Source organism: Membranihabitans maritimus (genome assembly GCF_021729145.1).
Taxonomy (GTDB): Bacteria; Bacteroidota; Bacteroidia; order Chitinophagales; family Saprospiraceae; genus Membranihabitans; species Membranihabitans maritimus.
This window is the reverse complement of the sequence record NZ_JAJSLW010000010.1, coordinates 111,346-132,297: the sequence shown is the minus strand read 5'-3', so window position 1 is coordinate 132,297 and position 20,952 is coordinate 111,346. Positions and strand designations below refer to the sequence as shown.

13 protein-coding genes are annotated in these 20,952 nt (G+C 39.1%); 1 reads left to right on the top strand and 12 read right to left on the bottom strand.

The window, feature by feature from the left end; translation table 11 throughout:
- Window positions 1-36: 36 nt before the first annotated feature.
- The 3 genes from LVD47_RS13475 to LVD47_RS13465 all read right to left on the bottom strand — a co-directional run bounded on the left by LVD47_RS13475 (window position 37) and on the right by LVD47_RS13465 (window position 6,260).
- Window positions 37-1,704 (bottom strand): RagB/SusD family nutrient uptake outer membrane protein, encoded by a 1,668-nt coding sequence (locus tag LVD47_RS13475; RefSeq protein WP_236977194.1) that lies wholly within the window; start codon window positions 1,702-1,704, stop codon window positions 37-39.
- An 11-nt stretch (window positions 1,705-1,715) separates the two neighbouring features.
- Entirely contained in the window at window positions 1,716-5,147 is a 3,432-nt protein-coding gene (locus LVD47_RS13470) for a SusC/RagA family TonB-linked outer membrane protein (protein ID WP_236977192.1), read from the bottom strand.
- A 144-nt stretch (window positions 5,148-5,291) separates the two neighbouring features.
- Window positions 5,292-6,260: a FecR family protein gene (locus LVD47_RS13465; RefSeq protein WP_236977185.1), complete on the bottom strand. Its 969-nt coding sequence runs from the start codon at window positions 6,258-6,260 to the stop codon at window positions 5,292-5,294.
- Window positions 6,261-6,810: 550 nt separating this feature from the next.
- On the opposite strand from LVD47_RS13465, the gene LVD47_RS13460 reads away from it, so the two are divergent.
- Complete coding sequence (locus LVD47_RS13460; RefSeq protein WP_236977183.1) at window positions 6,811-7,386, top strand: RNA polymerase sigma-70 factor; 576 nt, start codon at window positions 6,811-6,813, stop codon at window positions 7,384-7,386.
- A 383-nt stretch (window positions 7,387-7,769) separates the two neighbouring features.
- Here the strand turns inward: LVD47_RS13460 and LVD47_RS13455 are convergent, their stop codons facing one another.
- From LVD47_RS13455 to LVD47_RS13415, 9 genes are all read right to left on the bottom strand, one after another.
- Entirely contained in the window at window positions 7,770-9,227 is a 1,458-nt protein-coding gene (locus LVD47_RS13455; RefSeq protein ID WP_236977181.1) for a hypothetical protein, read from the bottom strand.
- A 102-nt stretch (window positions 9,228-9,329) separates the two neighbouring features.
- Entirely contained in the window at window positions 9,330-11,390 is a 2,061-nt protein-coding gene (locus LVD47_RS13450) for a heparinase II/III domain-containing protein (protein ID WP_236977178.1), read from the bottom strand.
- A 151-nt stretch (window positions 11,391-11,541) separates the two neighbouring features.
- Window positions 11,542-12,462, bottom strand: coding sequence for a glycoside hydrolase family protein (locus LVD47_RS13445; RefSeq protein ID WP_236977176.1), 921 nt, complete (start codon window positions 12,460-12,462; stop codon window positions 11,542-11,544).
- Window positions 12,463-12,475: 13 nt separating this feature from the next.
- Window positions 12,476-13,723 (bottom strand): FG-GAP repeat domain-containing protein, encoded by a 1,248-nt coding sequence (locus LVD47_RS13440; RefSeq protein ID WP_236977166.1) that lies wholly within the window; start codon window positions 13,721-13,723, stop codon window positions 12,476-12,478.
- 35 nt (window positions 13,724-13,758) lie between these two features.
- Window positions 13,759-15,999: a beta-N-acetylhexosaminidase gene (locus LVD47_RS13435; RefSeq protein WP_236977164.1), complete on the bottom strand. Its 2,241-nt coding sequence runs from the start codon at window positions 15,997-15,999 to the stop codon at window positions 13,759-13,761.
- A 49-nt stretch (window positions 16,000-16,048) separates the two neighbouring features.
- Window positions 16,049-17,008, bottom strand: a complete 960-nt coding sequence (locus tag LVD47_RS13430; RefSeq protein ID WP_236977162.1) for a nitrilase family protein — start codon at window positions 17,006-17,008, stop codon at window positions 16,049-16,051.
- A gap of 25 nt (window positions 17,009-17,033) precedes the next feature.
- Window positions 17,034-18,254: a M14 family zinc carboxypeptidase gene (locus tag LVD47_RS13425; RefSeq protein WP_236977160.1), complete on the bottom strand. Its 1,221-nt coding sequence runs from the start codon at window positions 18,252-18,254 to the stop codon at window positions 17,034-17,036.
- Between the two features lie 56 nt (window positions 18,255-18,310).
- The gene (locus LVD47_RS13420) at window positions 18,311-19,645 is read right to left on the bottom strand and encodes a hypothetical protein (RefSeq protein ID WP_236977158.1); all 1,335 of its coding nucleotides are present in this window, start codon (window positions 19,643-19,645) and stop codon (window positions 18,311-18,313) included.
- A gap of 39 nt (window positions 19,646-19,684) precedes the next feature.
- Entirely contained in the window at window positions 19,685-20,926 is a 1,242-nt protein-coding gene (locus LVD47_RS13415) for an alpha/beta hydrolase family protein (RefSeq protein ID WP_236977156.1), read from the bottom strand.
- Between the last annotated feature and the right edge of the window lie 26 nt (window positions 20,927-20,952).

Here is a 20,952-nt window from a genome sequence, read left to right as displayed (position 1 = left end):
ATTTAACTTAACCATCCTAAAAGTGTAAATCACCGATCAATACCCCTGGTTTTGGGTCAGATTTTCATTTTTTTCTATTTCTGACTGAGGAATAGGAAGCCAATAATTTTTATCGTTGAACCTCCTGGTATTAAACGGAACAATCGTATATGTCTTCTTTCCTGTAGACGGATCCCTTTGAATATCCATTCGGGCAGCATCGACATTCAATACCTCCGGTGCAATCATCCATCGGCGGACATCGAAATATCGATGTTCTTCAAATGCGAGTTCAATTCTTCTTTCATGTCGGATGCGATCTCTAAGCTCTATACCACTTTCCGCTATAGGAGGCATGGAAACGCCAGGCCTGCTCCGAATCATATTTACATACTTTCTGGCAGCCTCTTCATCACCCAACTCATACATGGCTTCAGCATAATTCAAAAGTATTTCCGCATATCGGATAAAAATATATGGCGAATTCCCTTGATTGGTAGTATTAGGGTTTACAATTTTATCGTCACAAAATTTCCGTATGTAATATCCTGTTTCTGTAGCATTCCATGGCGAGATTGGACTTTCCCTGGAGTCCAATCCACCTGGTAAAAAGGTTTCAACCGTGCGCCCCTGAAACGGAGCACCGTCATAAAAGATGCTGGCATAAAACCGGGGATCCCGGTTTACATATGGATCCTGGGGATCATAAGAGGGGTCTTCCGCCGGCAATAATCCACTAGTCATTTCGTAATCATCTATGATCGCCTGAATGGGATGAGGTTGACCGTACCCCCCATATCCGTTTGGATAAAGGGCCAATTCCATATATGCCGCTTCACTGACCACAGGATGATTGAACGGACGGGCCCAAAGGACTTCTGTGTTATAAGAATTTTCCCTAAGGAATAAAGTTTTGTAATCATCAAATAAAGCGTATTCATTTAGATCTATTACTGCTTTGGCAGCGTCTGCTGCTACCTGCCATTTGGAAAGATCACTTCCACTGTTGACTAATGGACTGGCAGCATACAGGGTCATTCTGGATTTCAAGCCCATGGCAGCTCCTTTGGTGACTCTACCAAGATTGTCATCATTATAATTCAACGGTAACAACGCAATAGCTTCTTCTACTTCATTCAAGGCAAATGCAAGACATTCTTCGTAAGATTTACGCGGAATCTTGAAATCACTATCCAGTTCAAACGGTTCTGTAAATAAAGGGACACCGCCCCAAAATTGAGTTAGCATAAAGTACGCATATCCACGGAGCATTTTCATTTCTCCCTTCATACGTGACTTTAATTCCCCATCGATCTCTGAATTCTCGATATTATAAAAAAAGATATTTGCATTAGTAACTACATCCCAATAGTTCTTGGGGCCATTCCACCGATCCAAGTTATACAATCGATCCGGTGTAATATCACCAGCATTAATAAAATCAGTACCTCCTCCACGATAATAAATTTCATCCGCATAACAACTGAGATTATTGCGATAAGGATAGTAAAACCCGTGAGGAATTTTGGCATATGTATTATTGACGAAAGCTTCAATTAATCCTCCATCTTGCCAAACTTCGATATCTGAATATCGATCAGAAGGTGTAATATTCAAAACTTCATCGTTACAGGAATATGTAGTGCATAAAAATATAAAAAAGCCCATAATGTATCCAAAACAAGGAAAAACACCATAAAAGGCTGGGTATTTTAGTGTCTTCATTTTTTAATTCTTTAAAAAGTTAGATTAAATCCTACATTAAAAACTCTGCTCTGTGGGTAACTATTTGCCAAATCACCCGTAGCTTCAGGATCTGCCCACTTTAATTTATCTATCGTCAACAAATTACTCCCATTGATATAAACATCTAACGATTCAAACCCAATGGCATTTAGTAGGGAAACGGGTAGTGTATAACTTAATTCGACATTCCTCAACTTCAAATAACTGGCATTTCTTTGCCAAAATGTAGATGGAATTCCGCTGGGCTCACTCTGACTGCTCAACCTGGGTAGTCTGGGGTATTTGGAATCCATACTACCTTCTGTATATCTGTTGCTCAATAAATCTTCAAGTGTGCTAAGACCTTCCGAAGCATAATGCCGAAACCTTTGCCAAAAATTGGTTGCTCCCGCAAAATTCATAAATAAGGTAAAATCCTTATACTCCATTCCCGCATTAAATCCAAAAGTGATCTCAGGAACGTTTGTCCGGTCAGTCCTTACCCTGTCAGAAGCAGAAATCACACCATCCCCGTTCTGATCCTTGTAATAAAGATCACCGATTCTAGTTCCTGGATATAAAGGAAGGGATTCGAGTTGCTCTTGGGTACGAATGATACCCAGACTTTCGTAAAGAAGCTCCGCACCTAATATATGCCCTTCAGCTTTTTGCCAGTCCGGGACATTCTGCGCTTCATCGATATCAATGATCTTATTCCTGGCATAGGCAATATTCGCACCCAATCTATAAGAAAAGGTTTTAGTATGTTTTTGATGATTCACTTGAAATTCTATTCCCTTGTTCTCTACAACACCAATATTTTCCAACGGTAATTCAAACCCGGTAAATCCTGGAACGGATAAATCACGACGTGTTAATATATTTGTCCGCCGCTGCTTGAAAACATCAACTACAAATCCAAGTTCCCCACCCCAAAAGCTAACATCTACACCCAGATTGGTCAAATTGGCCTCTTCCCAGGTAATATTGGGGTTGGGGACCACTCCGGAAACTAACCCCAGGTCAGGAACAAAATCTGCTCCAAATGGGACTCCTGTATTTCCCAAATTATAGGTTCTCAAATATTGAAAAGCACTTATAGCATCATTTCCAATTTTTCCTGCGGAAAATCTAAGTTTTAAATTGTCCAAATTTTGAAAAGTACTCATAAAGGTTTCTTCTGAAAGTCTCCAGCCTACGGACAAACCTGGAAAAAATCCAAATTGACGCCCTTCGGGAAATGCGGAAGACCCATCGTAGCGATAATTGAAGTCAAGTAAATATTTTTCATCAAAAGAATAATTTATCCGTCCAAACAGATTTTTACGACCAAACTTATCGCTAACCCCATCCGTCACCTGATCTGCAAGACTACCAGCGAATAACTCATCAATGGAAGATGATAAAAAGTTTATTCTTTTAGCAGAAAAGTTATTTTCCCGCGTAACTTCTTGTTCTACAGCCACGAACGTATTGATCTGATGTCTATCCAAATCCACATCATACTTTACTCTCAGGTTAATCAGATTTCTTTCATAACCTCCCTGATATTGGGTTAATTCAGGGTTGGAAATGCCTCCACCCAATCTGGGAATATACTCATCATTCGTCACGTCATAATCGTACACCGTCCAGGGGGTTCTCCAGTTTTTTTCATATTGACTATTTTTAGTATATGCGTAATAGCCATCCAGAGCTAATCCTTCCAACCAGGGAATCTGAAAATTAAATGAGCCCTTCAAAATATTATTCTGATTCTTTTCATTTTCATTCCCTGACAATGCAGAAGACATAACAATAGGATTCTCCCCCCGCTCAATTCCTGCCGATGGCAAACCATTTGCCCAATAAACCGGATATAACGGTAATTGACGCAAAGCTGCAAAAGTAGTACTGGTTCCAGCTGTTGGGTAATTCCCGTTTTGATATATGCTATTGACATCGATCCCTACGTCCAGATATTCATTGATTTTGAAATCCAGGTTAGAAAATAAAGAATAGCTTTTAAAATCAAGACTACCTTCTTTGAAAAGACTGTTTTCATGTGAATAGGTTCCGGATACGGAGTACTGAACCGTTTCACTTCCCCCTCTCAAATTGAGATTGTGATTGCTTTGTGGCGTAGCGCTTTTAAGCACTTCACCATACCAGTCCACGTTCAAATAATTAGGATCAGTTCCATTTCTGAATTTTTCAATTTCCTCTTGGGTATAACGAGGATCAGTTCCCTTTTCTACATCAAGTTGGTTCACATACCCTGCATAAGTAGCTGAGCTGGCCAATTCAGGAATTCTTGTAGGTGTACTTATTCCTTGATTAAAGGAGTAACTAATTAAAGGTTTATCCTCTACCTTACCTCTTTTCGTAGTAATTAAAATCACACCGTTTGCTGCACGAGCTCCATAAATGGCAGCAGAAGCGTCTTTCAATACAGTAATAGATTCGATATCTTCCCTGCTGATTCGCTGCCAGCCCGGAAAACCCTGAATACCATCCACCACCACAAGGGGACCAGTACTCCCTGTGGTATTACGACCTCTCACTAAGACTAAGGCATTGTCTCTTCCGGGTTCTCCTGAAGAACTTCTCGTAATAATACCTGGCAAAAGACCGGACAATGAATTACTCAGGTTAGTACCGGGGTTCTTGTTTAGAGTTTCACCTTTTACATCAGCCACAGAACCTGTTAATGTAGCCTTTTTCTGTGTGCCATACCCAACGACTACCACCTCATCCAAAGTTTGTGAATCCTCCAGTAATGTAATGGTTATTTCCGATTTCCCTGCTATGGGGATTTCCTGCGTTTGGTAACCAATGTAAGATATGATCAATACCGCCTGTTCGTCCACATCTTCCAGGGTAAAATGGCCTTCAAAATCAGTGGAAGTCCCCCGATTTGTTCCCCGGACCAATACATTTACACCGATGAGAGGTTCCCCATTTGCATCCTTCACTATACCCGAGACAGTCAGGACGGGCTTTTTCATATGCAACTTCTCAAAATCCATATTCCGGACAATGATCGGTGCAGGTCTTGAAGACATCCTGAGAACCTGGTCGTAAACCAATATTTTATCATTAACAACTTCATACCGCATCGTCGTACCCTTGAAAATAGAGTCTAAAGCTTCCTTTAGGTCAAACGACCGGTGTTCAATACTCACGCTGTGTGATCGGATATGGTTCGGATTATAAGCAAATCGGTAACGGGTCTGATTTTCAATCATTTTGAATACCTCCCTGATATCTGTGTTTTTCACATCCAGGGTGACGGTTACCTCTCTCAGCTTCTGACTGTAAACTTCATTGGCTGTAAGAATTTGCAATCCCAATAATAAGACAGTAACCAATGTAATGCTCATCCTCATCCAAAACCGTGTTTTGTGCAAGGGACTTCCGAATATTAGTATATCCGGATAACCCCGAAAATCTAAAATTTTCATAGCTTTGTTTTGTATTAAATAGTTTTACGTTTCAAAATTATTTAAGAAATCAACCGTTCTGACCCCCATCAGGACGGTTTTTTTTTGCGATACCCTCATCTGAATTTTTACGTTCACAGGTGGGATCACGAAATTATTTAAGTTTTATCTACATTTGTCTCCATATATAACAACTTTTTGATTTTCAATACGATATTGTACATTATTAATACCACATAAAATAGTCAACACTTCCTCAAGCGAATCCTGTTCATAAAAAGAAGCAACAACCTTACAGTCACGGATATTTTCATTCTCAAAATCTATGCGGTATTTCCATCGGTTTTCGATAAACCGAACAGCTTCTTCCATAGTTACATCAACCAATTTATATTCCAAAGACTCCTTGGATGGAATTTCAACGGGTTTAGGTGCCAAGCGTCTAACGGACTTTGTCCTGACATTGTAGGTCAATCCTTCATCCCTAACCAACACTCCTAACTCCCTGTCCTCTTCCAGCACCCGAACTTTACCTTCAGATACAGACACCATTACTTCCTGTTGTCTTGGAAGGGCACTTATGCTAAAGGTAGTCCCCAGAACTTCCGTAACCACGGTGCCACTGAATACCGAAAATGGTCTTAATGAATCTTTTTGAATATCAAATAATGCCTGGCCTATTAATTCCACTTCGCGTACTTTTTCATTAAATCGGTCGGGAAAAACCAGCTGGGAGCCTTCCTCTAAATATACATAGCTTCCGTCTTCTAAAAGAACTGTCCGCTCCATCTCTTCGGCCACAACTACCGTTGTGCCTGTAGGAGGTTCCGAGATTTGCTCAAAATCACGTTGAATAAATATGTTAAGAAAAACACTTCCAATCATTAGTATTAGAACCGCTGCTGCTGCCCACCTCCGCATGAAAATCATCTTTCTTTTCCGCTTAATTCGGGACTTTATTCGATTGTACAATCGCTGTTTAATTCTCTTTTTCTCTTCTATGCTCCAATCCTCCCATCCGGATTCATCTGCCTGGATCTTATTGTAAAATTCTTCGACCATATAGGATTCTTCCACTGTAGGGACCCCTTTAAGATACTTTTCAATTAAGTTGGATAATTCTTGCTTTGTCATCGAATCTTACACTCGCTTTATTATATGTCCCTTCAAAAAGGAAAAACACTTAGTAGTATGTAATTTTTTTTTTAATTTATAGATTGAGGTTTTAATTTTTCCTTAAATAAAACTAGACATAGGAGATAGTAAAGTCTTCTGCATGGTCTTACTTCGGAAAATGTGCCTATTTATTTCCGAAGTAGCATTTTAATTGAACTCTTTGCCCCGAAAGTCGAAAATACCAACTATTCGGTCATAATTATTTTATAATGACATAACTAGGAGGCCACAGGCGGCAAATATTGGCATAATTGACTGTAAATCCAACGCTTACAATCATTCCTCCCTGTTAATTATAGCCTACAGTTATTGAAGCGTATTAAGAACGTGAATATAGCAAGTAACAATTCTTCCGCAAAATAGCTGTTACACCGAATTAAAGCTTTTTGCAATTAGGATAAAAAAATGAAATTATTTTTTTATCTGAAATAAAATTTCAATATTGGGACCAATACTACTAACTTTTTTAATCTTGAACAAATGGTGAATTATTAAATTTCTTCGCTCTATGTCACAAGAAAATAGAGATCGCCCGGAACATAAACCGGTTAAAAAGTTGGGGAAACACGATGAAGCTGTTTTCAGGGAATGGTATGATCTTTATTGGGACAACATGTTCATACAGGCATATAAAGTACTAAAGGACAGCAACTTAAGCGAAGATATTGTTCAAGAGGTTTTTACGGATCTTTGGGACAAAAAACAATTTAACCGTATCGAAAACCTTCCGGCCTATCTCCACCAATCTGTCAAATACAAAGTGCTTAAAGCTTTGAGAAAAAACCGTATCCGACAGGATCATCTCCAGACATCCAAAGAAATACAGAGCAAACTATCCAGTACGGCTCCACTGACATCAGAAGAACTTAAAGAAGAAATTTTACACCATATGGAAAAACTCCCCAGCAAATGTCGAAAAGTTTTCTACAAAAGCAGGTTTGAACATATTCCAAACCGGGAAATTGCAAAAGAAATGGGTATTTCCATCCGAACTGTTGAAACTCACATCAGTCACGCATTAAAACTCTTGAGAAGAATCCGCAAAACAATGATTTGGCTTACGATCTGGTGGTATTGGTGGTAATTTTATTCTATCTCATTCCAAATTCTCTGCCGAAATCCGATCTTACACTAACCCAAACAAAATTTCCATAAATAATATATTTAGTCCCCCTTCTTATCAATAAATATAGCCAATTAACAACAATCCCCATATAAGTCCATAACGCCAGAATGTTATCTTTTCCAAATAAATCCGCTATTAAAGCTCACCTTAATCTTACACCCATCAACAATACTTCTTTTTCTCTAAATGTGATTTGGAATATGGTATAAATGCCCACCTCGTGAACTGACATTCCGTGTCATTTTGAGAATGTGCGGTCAGCGACAGGAAGATACTTGACGCAACACTTCTACAATACTATTATTTTTATATCTAATGTAGTTTACAAAAAATATACTCTTTTACAAGCCGCCCAAATTCGACAAATTATATCCTACTGCCGTCAATTTTTGGCAGGAGTGGTAATAAGGGTTTCTATAACGCTTCCTTGCAACCGGAGTATCAAAAGCTTTCTTATCCGCCCATATTTTCACATCGCCATTTGGGTAATAGCAAAGTATCTGTTCTCCGGGCAAGTCCATAAATTTGGAAGCCATCGCTACATATGCTCTTTCTCCCAAGTAAGATATGGCTTCACCCCCCACAGTGTACAAATTCCTATCAGCTTGTTCACCCAACCCAGAAATAAACTCATGATATCCATCCCCATTTATATCTACAGGAATTGTATTGTAAACATTAAAAGAGAGTTCCATTTTATCCCCGGTTAGGGCATGGTAGATATACTCTTTCACATCAAACCTAATAAACCCATCAGGACCCGCAACCTTATCACCTCTACTTATAGTATATGCCAATACGTTCGCCTCTCCTGAATTCACGTGTGCAGTCCATCCCATATCCATATGTCCAACCTCCAGGTCCGTCCAAACCCGGTTTCCTTGATCGTCAAACATTACTACCCGTGGCTGAATGCTGCCATCCTCACCGCTTTCCCGACATGTAAATAGATACCAATCCTGTGTAGACCGGTCAAGAGTTGGCTGAATAACATCAGAATGACCATTGTATCTATCTTTATCGGCAATAAATAAGTATTTCCCACTATCAATACTAATACATCGCTCACCCCATAATATCTCGTCGACATTATCTCTATTAATATCCAACACCGGCGACATATGGCTTCCTCTTGCTCCTTTATTATCGTCTGGAATTAAAAGATCCCATCGCATTTTCATTCCCTTATTCCAGGCTTGCAAGCCCATTTTACCATACGTTCCCTGAGCAGTAATCAAAACAGGCTCCTCCTCTACATATCCACCTATAATAAAGTTACGAAACATAGCACTATTCGATCCATACACTGTTTTCTTCCAAGGCCATTGGCCAATTGTTTCTCCATTCCGGGAATCAAGAGCTACTAATCGAAGTTTGTCATAACTTAAAATATGAACAGAATCTGTATTCTTAACAAAGTAAATTTCTTCTGTTCCGTCAGAATCCAGGTCAAAAGGATATACGGGAGTAAACCACACCCCATTGATAGTGCCGTATTCGAGCTCTTTTCTCCATAAAAGTTCTCCATTATGGTTGTACATAGCAAACTTTAGATTATCAGTCGGCGCATAAAACATTTCATTCCAGGGATCTATCTCTTTATCCTTGGAATACACTAAAAGCAAACCCGATTTTTCTTTATCAATATTTACCGGGACAGCCCGAACCTGGCCTACAGCCTCTCCTAGCGAAAATTCCGTTACCGCTTCCATTTGATAACTACTTTGGGACTGACAGTTCCCCTTGTCAAGCATCACAATTGATACACAAAGTAGAGTGAGAAAAATTAATTTTTTCATCATTACATTTTTTATCTTATTCTTCAAAATATTCTTGGGGTCTACACTCTTAAAAAATTCTCCAAACATTAGTTTTTATAAATAACTTCCGGATCAAAAACATTAATCCAAAAATCCCTTTTGTGACTTCAGATCGGTTGTGAAATTTTCTTCCAGTATTTTACGACCTTTCCGGAAGATGGTGATTTCACCACCTGTATCCCCTTCTTTGAAAAAAGTAACTTCAAATTCTTTTTCTCCATATTGAAATCCAACTCCCAATGAATTACCACATGCAATAGCTTTGGAAACTGTCATTTGTTCCATGGCCCCATCCCCTACTTGTATCAAATGCAGGAAATAATCTTCTTTGGCAGCCTTCTCCGGAACAACTTCCACCCTCCATTGCCCAAATAGATCGTGCTCATTATCCAGCCAATTCATACCTTTGTAGTTCCAGTCGTCAGGCGTTAACTCTGGTAATAACCAATTTTTTCCATCAGACCAAAATTGTTTTCCTTCACCACCTACCTTGGCAATTTTTGCCCTTTTCGGGAATAATGTTCGACAAAATAAAACACCCTTTTGATGACTCGCCTTAAACTGTAATGAATTCATCTCCGGTTCTGAAGCTGTGTGTAATAACCACCTTTTTGAATATTCCCGTTTTGTAGACCTTACTCTATCAAAAATCACAAAGTGATCCGGTGGCACAAAAACGAACTGTCTGATTACTTCCTCTACTTTTGCCTCATGATATGAATTTGTGGCATTACTCGCCACATAGGCATATTGTTCGTTTTCATCGAAGGCAAAAATATGGCCACCAATCAATTCATTTTGGCCACCATCATTCGGAATCGGTAAATCTTCTTCTTTCTTTGATGGTCCGCCCCAATATTTGGGCATTTGTTCTCCAGGCATTTTAACTGTTATGCAATTGTGGGCTACCGTCCTGCAGTAATAGTGAGACAAATGAATACCGGGTTGCGGTCGTGTTCCTGAATCCAAGGCTAAAAATCCATTTCTGAAAATTACAAAATTATTGTCATCAAAATGCTTGTGTTGCGCACTTCCACCAGCGGTAAAAAGGGCATAGGTATCGTCAACTCTATTCCCAGACCTGAAAAATACCTGCCCCATATTTTCAAAATGCCTGGCGATGGGTACTTCTTGTAAAAAACCAAGAGATGCTTTCTTATCCACACCAGGATTTAATAAAAATCTCATGTATGGAAAATCTTCTTGTCGAACATCGCTTAATTGCTTTATCAAATAACGAGCTACTTTTTCCATTTGCGGAAAGTCATCTTTGTAAAAATGCAAAAGTTGTTCAAGATGAAGAGACAAAAGGCCAACTGGTAATGCATTATCCAGATGTTTGGCATCGCCGTACCCAAATTCCAGTTTGTCTGGCAACCAATTCCAAAATACATAATTGACAAAATTCGGTAGATAATCCCATCTCTTAGATATGTCTATACCCGTCGCAGAAAAAAAGGTATGAAAAAAGTTGAATGCAGCCCAGGGATACGCTCCCAGCGCATATCCTATAACTCCAGAGTTTGACCCTCCATCATCGCCAGCTCTTTTACTTCTGTGCTTCAACATTTTAATATGGTCTTCAAAACCTGATGTTAATAGTTTTTCAGCTAATAAATCATTGATTCCAGTTCTGTAAAAAACAACCCCTGCATACCACGGCAATGCATTAGGCCCGTAAAACCCTGACTGTACTCCTCCCCCATTCCTCCTGAATATATCTCTTCGATTAGGGTGGTCGGCCATAAAGGCGATTGCCTCCAATAATGGTCTCCCCAATTCATCTTTCTCTGACTTTGAAAGGTAATTAAATATCCAGTCAAACGCGGCCAGAGCATTGATCCTGCTGAAATTATACCAATGAATATTGAGATTATTATCATTCCTTATTTGATAATACTTAATCGTTATCCTCAACAAGTCTTTAGATATTTCCAGGTATTTCCGATCTTCCAAAATCAAAAACAGAATAGCTGCTTCAGCAGCTCGCGTACCAAATTTATGACTTGGGCTTTTATGGCCATCGCGTATTAAGGGATTTTCCAGTTCAAGATCAGATCCTTCCAGTTTATCTACATTTTCTTTTATCTCTTTAAAAATATCTTGATCCCGAAACAAGGCATTCCTTTTAATTTCAACCATCAATTGTAAATTCAGAAACAATCGGGGATGTCCATCTTTCACTTTTAATAAAGGCAATTCCGTATCCAAACCGGACTGGCTTACCAAAGGATTAAGCCCAACAAAAAAATAAAAAATAAAACTCAATAGCTTCAACTGGCAAATCAATATCTTAATTCTTGTGTTCAAACCGGTCTACGCGTGCATGCATTGTATACAATACTGGCTTGCCCCCTTCGAAAACCAAAATTGGACTGGAGAAATTGCCATCTATAATCGGATTATCAGGATATTTCTCCCAGTTTATTAAATCTTTTGATCTAGCTACATTAGAAGACCAATCTACTTCTTTGGTCATCCATTCCGGATGTCCAGTGGCGTGATAATATAAATAGTAATATCCGTTTTGTTTCACAATCTGATTGGCAGCGACCGCTTCTTTATCATACTCCCCGGGTCCCATGGGTAATACCGGATCATCCTGCACATTCTTCCAATGTAATTTATCGTTTGATGTTGCTAACCATACTCCCATGTCATTTCTTTCATAGAAAAGGTACCATTTCCCATCTTCAATCCACAAAGTCGGCGTTCCGTAGGGAGGCTCTATTATTTCACCATCTCTTTTTTCAATTACCAAATCACCTATTTCCTCCCAATGAATACCGTCTTTGGAAGTTAACAAATGAGCCCTGTCATTAGTACCTTCGGCATACATATAGTAAATACTGCCCACCTTTTGAACAAACATATCCTCTGTCCATTTCCCTCTGAATATTGGATTGTCTTTATACCTCTCCCAATGGATGCCATCTTCTGAAGTTGCATACCCTAAATATTTAATATTTGATACAGTATCTCTGTACCCCGTATACCACATTCGATATAGATCTCCATCGTGTAAAATAAACCCCCTTTCGCGAATCATTTCATCCCAACTTCCCTTACCGCCTCCTTTGAAAACGGGGTTCATTTCAGAAGGTTCAAATTCAACCAGTTCGGCTGGAAATTTATCAATATCATTTTTTATGTTTGAATCACCACAACTACAAAAAAATAAACACAAAAAAGAAAGGGCAAAGAATTTCTCCATTTTTAAAATTTGATTAATTCACAACTTTATTTTCTAACAGGTCTGCATGTTCCACTCCGTTATTACCACTTTCCGGCCAAAGGTTCCATACTTTCGAAATAATATCAAGGTCTCCATCATTGTCCAAATCACCAACTAGGGCATCATGTCCACCAATTCGATTATTTGCAATTACCCGTTCTTCAAAAATGGGATTTTGACTATTCCCGAAGTTTTCCCAAACATACCATCTAGGCGAAGCCCCCTCCGGCGGAATAGAATCGTCTTCCTGGTCACAAGTCATTATGTCTTTATCCCCGTCATTGTCCAAATCACCAACAAATAAAGAATGAAAAGATCCTCTGATTCCAGGTGCTGAAAAGGGTAAGAATCGCGTAGTAAAACGGGGAATAATTCCACCGTCATTTTCAAGCCAGGCAGCCCGCGATGCGACCTGATCACAGTCTGTCATAACAATATCTGCATCTCCATCATTGTCCAAATCAGTAATCCAACTTCTGGAAGACAAACCGTATGGCCCTCTTTTGCCAAACGGCAAGGGATGTCTTTTCCAATTTTTCCCGTTATCGATATTCTCCAACCAGCGGTCAGGTAAAACGACATCTGCATCGCCATCTCCATCCAGGTCATCCACTCCTCTGGGAAAAAATCCTGCATGAATGTGATCTTTGGACTCTAACACATCCAGAGTAATAGTGAATTTAGTCCATGGCCCCTGAGAATTTTCTGGAATTTTGTACCAAAACAGCCCTGCATCTTCTCCCAAAACAATAACATCTTTCTTTCTATCGCCGTCAATATCCTCAATTACTATATCATGAATATTTGAATTAATTTCAGGATCATAAGTATACTTATAAAAACTCTCAGTTGTAGGGGATTGAGGGTTTCTAAACCAATTTCCTCCAATTACTATATCTTTCCAACCATCATTGTCAACATCAAAAGAATTAGCTCCTAAGGCACGTATATCCAATATTCCAACATCATGTCGAGTCCATGAATCCACCCCTCCGTTTTCGAACCAATACAATCCTTCCGGGCCGGAAAAAGAATAATCCAGGTCCCCATCATTATCAAAATCAGCCAATGTAGGACATCCATACCCCCAGTCTGAGCTACCGGGTAGATCACGAGTTACATAATGATGTTCAAAGCTTGCTTTGAAATATTGATGATCAACTCTTTCCGTACTATTTTGTGTTATTTCCGTACATGACACAATGTAAAATAATCCGATAATAATAAATATAAGTTTCATTTATGTATTAAAATAACAAAGTTTATGAAACTTTTTTAGTCTTCCAATCTTTTCTTTTCCTTTTCCGATATTTTCACATCGTGATATTGCGCATAATCTTTAATTAATTGACCCATTTGATTTTTCCATTCAGGTATTTCCATTCTCTGAAACGGGGCCAACATATAATCCAATCCTACTCTTCTGTCTGCAAAATGGTCCTTCACATCGTCGAGTATGTGGACAAAATGCTTACCATTGACACTCATTCCTTTTTCAAATCTACTTTTTTGCCACACCGTCTTTAGATTATCCCACATTTCATTTTGATTACTTAGTATATCACCGACAGCCTTATTTACCTCTAGCAGTTCCTGGACTTTTTCCAAATGTGATCTTCCTCTTTTTTCCAATCCTACCAGGGTGGTTTCCAGCTCAGCAATTTTTATTATAGTCTGTACGGTAAATAACTCGAGTTCGGCAATAGATAAGAATACTTCAAGATTATATCTATTTCTAGATACTTTGTTCATTTTGTAATGAAGCTGGTCAATTACTTGCTCCAATATAGGTTCTAGTTGAACTGCTTCTTCTATTTTATCACCGTATTCCAATTGAAATACAGGTCTTGTATCCAACGTCTTCGCATGTGGAATTTCCGGCATTTTCAAGTAGGGGTCATATTTATCGTAAGCCCCTTTTCCATACGAACTTCCATATACGGGATCTCTTTCATCAGTAATTCGCGTATCCCAAACGCTTTCATAAAACCTTGCTCCAACTTCTAAATCCCTGTATAAGTTTACCATGAAAGGAGCGTCATATCCGTAAAATGCATCCATAAAGTCGGCATTATTTTGATTTAATGACGGTTTGGATACTGTCCAGGAATATTGGGTTACTGTAGCCCACCCCAACCAAAATGTTTCATTGTGTAATCCAGCATCATCCCAGGCAGCAGCAAATGATCCAATGGGTTTGGCTCCTTTTTCTCGAATGACCTGAACTTTTTGAGACGCTTCTTTCAAACGTCCTTCTGTTTCGCCATTTCGGTATTTTGTTGGAAAATAATTCGGAAACAAATATTCAGCCCCCTGCATCGAACTATAAGCTAATTGTTTGATCCCTGCTTCATTTTCATTCTCAAGCCATTCTTCAGACCGATTAGGAACTGTAATACCATCAATTAATCCGGCAGGTAACAATTCAATATGTTCAGGCCATAAAGGATATTCAACCCATGCCACTACTTTTCTATTTCTTTCTTGCATCCAATCGTATACCCTGTTGACAAAATTCACCCATGTAAGACTTCTGTTTTCTTCATTATACTCTTTTTCACATTTATCGCATATTCCAGCATAATACACCTCATCCGTAGATACAAAAAAGTATTCTACTCCAGGCGTGGCATCAATCATATCCTGATACATATCAAAAATCAACTCCATTGCCTCCTCATCACACATACAACTATGGTAATTGCTCCCATCAGCCCTTACATGCGCAAACTCCTCGTGCTTGAGCACAAAGGCCATATGAGAAGGAGCTTGCACAGATGGCACTAATTCAATAAATCGTTTCAGTGCATACTCTGTAAGCTCTTGCATTTGTTCTTTTGTAAATGCTCCGGGAGCACCAATAATAGGATGGCTGGGATATTCGTACTTATCTTCCATCTCAAAAGCAATGGCATTAATCTTAAAATATGAAGCTTGATCAATAAATCTTTTCAGGGTTGCCATTCGATCTTGGTGATGCTTGGTATCCCAATGAATAAACCGCAACTCCAAATCCGGCCAATCTGAAATAGATCCTTCTGGTACAATATAATTTCCTACTCCGGAATTTTGCCTGACCAATTGCTTCAATGTTTGAACTCCGTACAAAAGGCCTGCATCAGAACCCCCAGTTATAGAAACCTTCTCCTCACTTATATCTATGATATATCCCTGTGATTTTACTGCATTAGACAAGTCGGAATCAAAAATGTTCTCATTGATCGAAAGCTCGATTTTCTTGTTCCCTTTCCCATCTAATTCAATCCCAAACCAATTCTCAAAATCAAGTTTTAGTGTTTGAAAGGCAATATGGTCGTCAGGCAACCGAGAATCTATGGACCATGAATCATCTAAAACAATATCATTCTCGGTAATTTTCACATTTTGAGGTGATGGAATCACACTGTATCCCCTTTCTTTGAGAGGCGTAATAAAATTAGCCAAACAGTGGACACTTGTGAACAAAGTCACTATTAAACCTATCAATACAATATTAACTATACTTCTTCTCATCATTTTTAATTGTTTATTACAATTACAAAAAGCCCACACAATCAAAAGTGGGTTATTTTACTCTATTTTTTTCTAACCAATAAGGTTGTGTATCAGAATTATGATCCCTGGCCAAAATATCCTTGTACAATTCGGGACGCCGGGCATTTCTATAGCGATAACCACCTGCCTTTTCCAGTTTATCACTCGTCAGAATAGCCGTAGTAATTTCATCTTCAAAACTACGTACTTCGGAAAGCACTTCTCCATAAGGGTCAAATATCATTGAATTACCATTTTTGAGGTGTTCTCCATCGTATCCTATCGGGTTTGAAAAGATATAGTATACTCCATTGTCATAAGCTCGGGCAGGCAACCACCGCATCAACCATCCTCGACCTTTAGGACCATCAAATTCTTGTCGTAAAGCCACTGGATCCAGACGGCGATTATCCCACAATTCTCCATCGACAAATCCTCTACCGGGCATCGAAGACGGTGTACATCCCGTAACGTGGGGTGCAAAAATAATTTCTGACCCCAGCAAAGTAGTGGCGCGAACATTTTCTATAATATTATTGTCATAGCAAATTAATATTCCACACTTCCATCCTTTTATTTCGAAAACTGTATAATTTTCACCGGCAGACATATAGGAACTGATAAAAGGATGAATTTTGCGGTGATTAGCAATCAGTCCGTTTTCATCTAAACAAACGTAGGAATTGTAAATATTTTCATCCTCACTTTCAAGAATACCGGCCAGTATGGTTATTCCATAGCTTTTGGATAATTCTACTAGTTTGTTAAAAGTATCCCCTTCCGGTATAGTTTCAGCAATTTCATAAACAGATTCTCTATCGAGTTCTTTCAAAAATGTATATCCTGTAGTGCATAATTCGTGAAAACTAATTACATCCGAACCTTCTAGTGCGGCTTTTTTTATTAAGTTTTCCATTACCTCAAGATTGTATTCTTTGTCACCGCTCCTGGGTTCGAATTGTGCTGTAGATACTTTCAAATTGTCTTTCATATTATATTCTAAGTTACCTTTTCAATTATTTATTTTTACTAGGTCTCCATTTTGACAAACCACCAGACTCAGCCAAAAATTCAAGCGTTTTTTGATAAGCGATTAACTGTACATCAAGTAACATTTCAGGGGTAAAAATAATCATTTCACCTTCTTCATCCCTGGTTGAAGAGAAACCGTGACTTGGGGACTCCATAGTAAATGTTAATGCACCACAATGCATAGATAGAGCACTATTTAAATTAAAAGGACTATTGATTGATCTTTCCGGATTCGTTTCTCTATCCAGGTCATTTGTTCTTTCCAATCCTGCCAATGTCCATCCCGTCAAAATTTCTTTATAAATTTCATCATAGACAGAATTGAGATCTTTTTCTAAAAAAGTTCTGTGTATTTTAGGGAAAACAGCACCTGTATGCATATTTAAAATAATATCCGGTTTTTCACGGGCACTAAGATCATACAAGGCCTGCGTTTCAGGTTGAATCTCTCCCATAAAATCATCATGTTGAAAATTCACTCCGGCTTCATTCGAGTACCCTCCAGGAAATTTAGGCGTTGTAAAATCGAAAGGAATATGCTCTTTTATATCGGGCCAACCTATTATCCTTCCGTCGGGGAAACCTCCTGTGTTCCAAAATTCAATCACTTTGTGGTTCATTCCACTGTGAGGAGACATTCGTATAGGGACTCTGTTCCTTCCATCAGGATTCATAATAGGAATAATAATTATCCGATCGATTGAATTAATAAGTTCATCATATTGCTCCCATTCAGTTCCTCTCAAATCACTTCCAGTTTCAATTACGGAAAGCAGGTTAATTATCCCCATAATAGGTTCGAATTCTCCACCATGTACACCAGCCATGGCTAACAATACCGTTTTTTCGTGATCAGGTCCGCGATAGGCTTTTATATCCCGGTATCCTAAAGATCCGGAATAAGTACTTGTACCATCACCCTTCCGTGGACTACCGTAAAAAACGGCTCGTATTGGACGGCCTCCCGCAGAAGTGCCGACCTGCTTCACCTTCCCTTTTTTTATCTTTGTATCAAGGAAATTGTTAACCTCATCATTAGTAGTGACCCAAAATTCGGGTATTTCATTCCTTTCTTTTAAATAATCCGTGGGGACTTCAAAAGTATGTATTCCGGGTTTAATCCAGGTCGTTTCTTGAGAATAGCCATTTCTTGAGAAACACGTTCCCAATATCAATACTAATATCGCTAAGCAAATTTTCTTCATTATTCTTTTTTAAATATTTCAAAAACATCTATTATTTCAAAAATTCAATTGACCTTTTAATTTATAACAGACGATAGATCTGCTACATACACTTGTCTTTTACCTTCAGGAGCTGCCTGGAAAACCAGCTTTTTATAAAATCGATCCCATGTAGGATGGCCATCCAGACGAAGAGTCGAATTCTTGAGTCCCTGTCTGGGGGATGTATTCATAGCTAATAGGGAATGATCTGTATTAGTTTGTAGGTCGATCAATCTCAGTTTCAACATTTGTTCATCATTTTCAACGGGAAAGGCATCCGTAGAAATATACCTACTATCCGGAGTAATTCGCGGATGACCTCCCCCAATAATTGAATCTGATAATACATGAAAGTTTTTACCATCGTAACGATGTTGGCAAAATCGGTACGGTGAATGGGGTCCCTCAGGTTTTAAAACCCGGATAATATTTATTCCGTCCGGGTGCCAATTAGGATGGCCTCCTGCTTGGCCCCAAATATGGTCACCGGAAGCAAGATGGATATCCTCCCCTATTGTATTATACGTAAAAACCATAGGATTTCTTCCACCAAAACCACTTGGAAAAACGCATCTAAACACCTGAAGGATACGGGTACTTTGTGGGTTCACCTTTGTGTGCCAGCAATAATACGTTCCATTTTCCTCCGGTGGTTCTACAGGTATTTTAGCAGCCATGTCAGCCAGACTAACCAATAATTCCTTGTGATTAGACAATAGGTCGGTCTTCCATACACCCTGGTCTTTTGCAGCTCCCACTGGCAATTTACGGGGATTAAGAGGATCTTTGGAAGGAATTCCATATCCCTGCTGAGTGATATTCAAAAGCTCTAGGGGAAACCCTACTACAAACTGACCATTGGGCGCAATATTATACATAGGGCCGGCAAAGGCCGTTGTCTTCCCGGTTTCCAAATCAATTTGGACACATACAGCATCCTCACCTTTGAATGAGTCATTAGTATACAGGTATCTATCACTATCCCCCCAGTGAAGTAAAGCTCCAGTCTGAAACCCCCAACTTATGGTCTTGTAGACTGTGGAAATCGTTTGTTCCTGAAGATCAATTACGCAAACCTCTGCGACTTCACCGTATCGTGGAAGACGATCCTCCAGAAATGGTACTTTGGTCACTGCTAAATAACGATTGGAGGGGCTATGGGCAGGAATATCGTAATACGTAAAATTATAATGCCCATCATCAGGTGTTATTCTTTGAACAGGAATATCAGATTGTATGTTCTCCGAAGATATAGCAACACAATCATAGTTACGTTTTGAAAACGTAAGATTTTCTACACTCCACTTCCCCGGAGCAATAGTCCACGCCATAAATCCACACGATGTCTGTACAAATTTTCTACGTTTCATTAGTTATATGTTTCATTTTCATCTATGTCTTATCCTAATCTATTCTCCTGTTTTCCAGTTCCAGCCCACATCATTATTGTTCTTTATTCCATGTTCAGGAAAAGGATGCTTCTCATCAAATGGGTACAAAGTTTCAATATCTTCAATGACTATCCCTCTTTCCTGGAGTTTCCCCTCCTCATCCATCACCTTTGAAAGGTCCAGGTCCATGTGTTTGGCAAGAAACGTATAGGCCGCCTCACGCTTACTTGGACCATAGCCGTGTTGTTCATTTGGGAAATGAGCATTCTCTACCATTTCCTTCTTGTCATACAAGCCATAGATATATTGCATAAATGGAAACTCTACTTCCGGTGTAGCTTCAGTCGCGTCCATCCCGACCGAAACTAACAACAATGGCTTAGGTGCAACACAAGCCGTCATTTCTACATGATTAGTCCTGAAACCTTCAGATTTATGAATAGGCATGCCATTTTCACAGATACATCCTCCTAATGTACGATACGAAACCATAACGACAGGAATTGAAACATCTACTCTGGGATCCACAGCTCCCAAGTGAAAAGTTTGGGTACCTCCTCCTGATGCACCTGTACAAGCAATCCGTGTTGAATCAACCCCCAGTGAAACCAAAAAATCCACAGAACGAATGCTGTTCCAAATTTGCAATTTCATAGTTTCAGGATGTTTATGGATCCATCCTATATCAGCTAGTTGTCCGTATCCTACCATGTCATAGGAAAATACAACAGCACCCATTCGTGCCATAGAGGCACATCTTTTTTGAACGTCGGGTCTGTATCGACCATAATCCTCTCTTTTAGGCCAATGCCCGTGAGGGCTGAGCACCCCGGCAGGATTTTCAGGACTATTGATCGGACTATATATTGATCCGGTTACATATACACCCGGAAGACTTTCAAAAGCTACATTCTGAACCTGATACCCATCCAATAAACGCTTTTCTCCAAAAATGGGGTTAAGCGCACATTTGGCAGGCCATGGATTTAATCCAGTGGTCTTTAAGATATGGGATCTTATTACCTTAGCTCTCTTCCTCCATTCCACAGAATTAGTATTTGATTCCCTGATACTGTCGAGAAATTCTTTACCTTCCTCTTCCGAAATCACATAAATCTGTCCTGCTTTTGATTTCTCAACACTATGAGAATTTTGTTCTTTTTCGCTTTCTATGGAACATGAAACTGATCCTAACAAAATCAATCCCAAAGCTAAAGCTCGTTTCAGAAGAGTCGATTTAATCGTAATAAGAATTCCCATTAATGACTATAAGTTAAAAAAACATT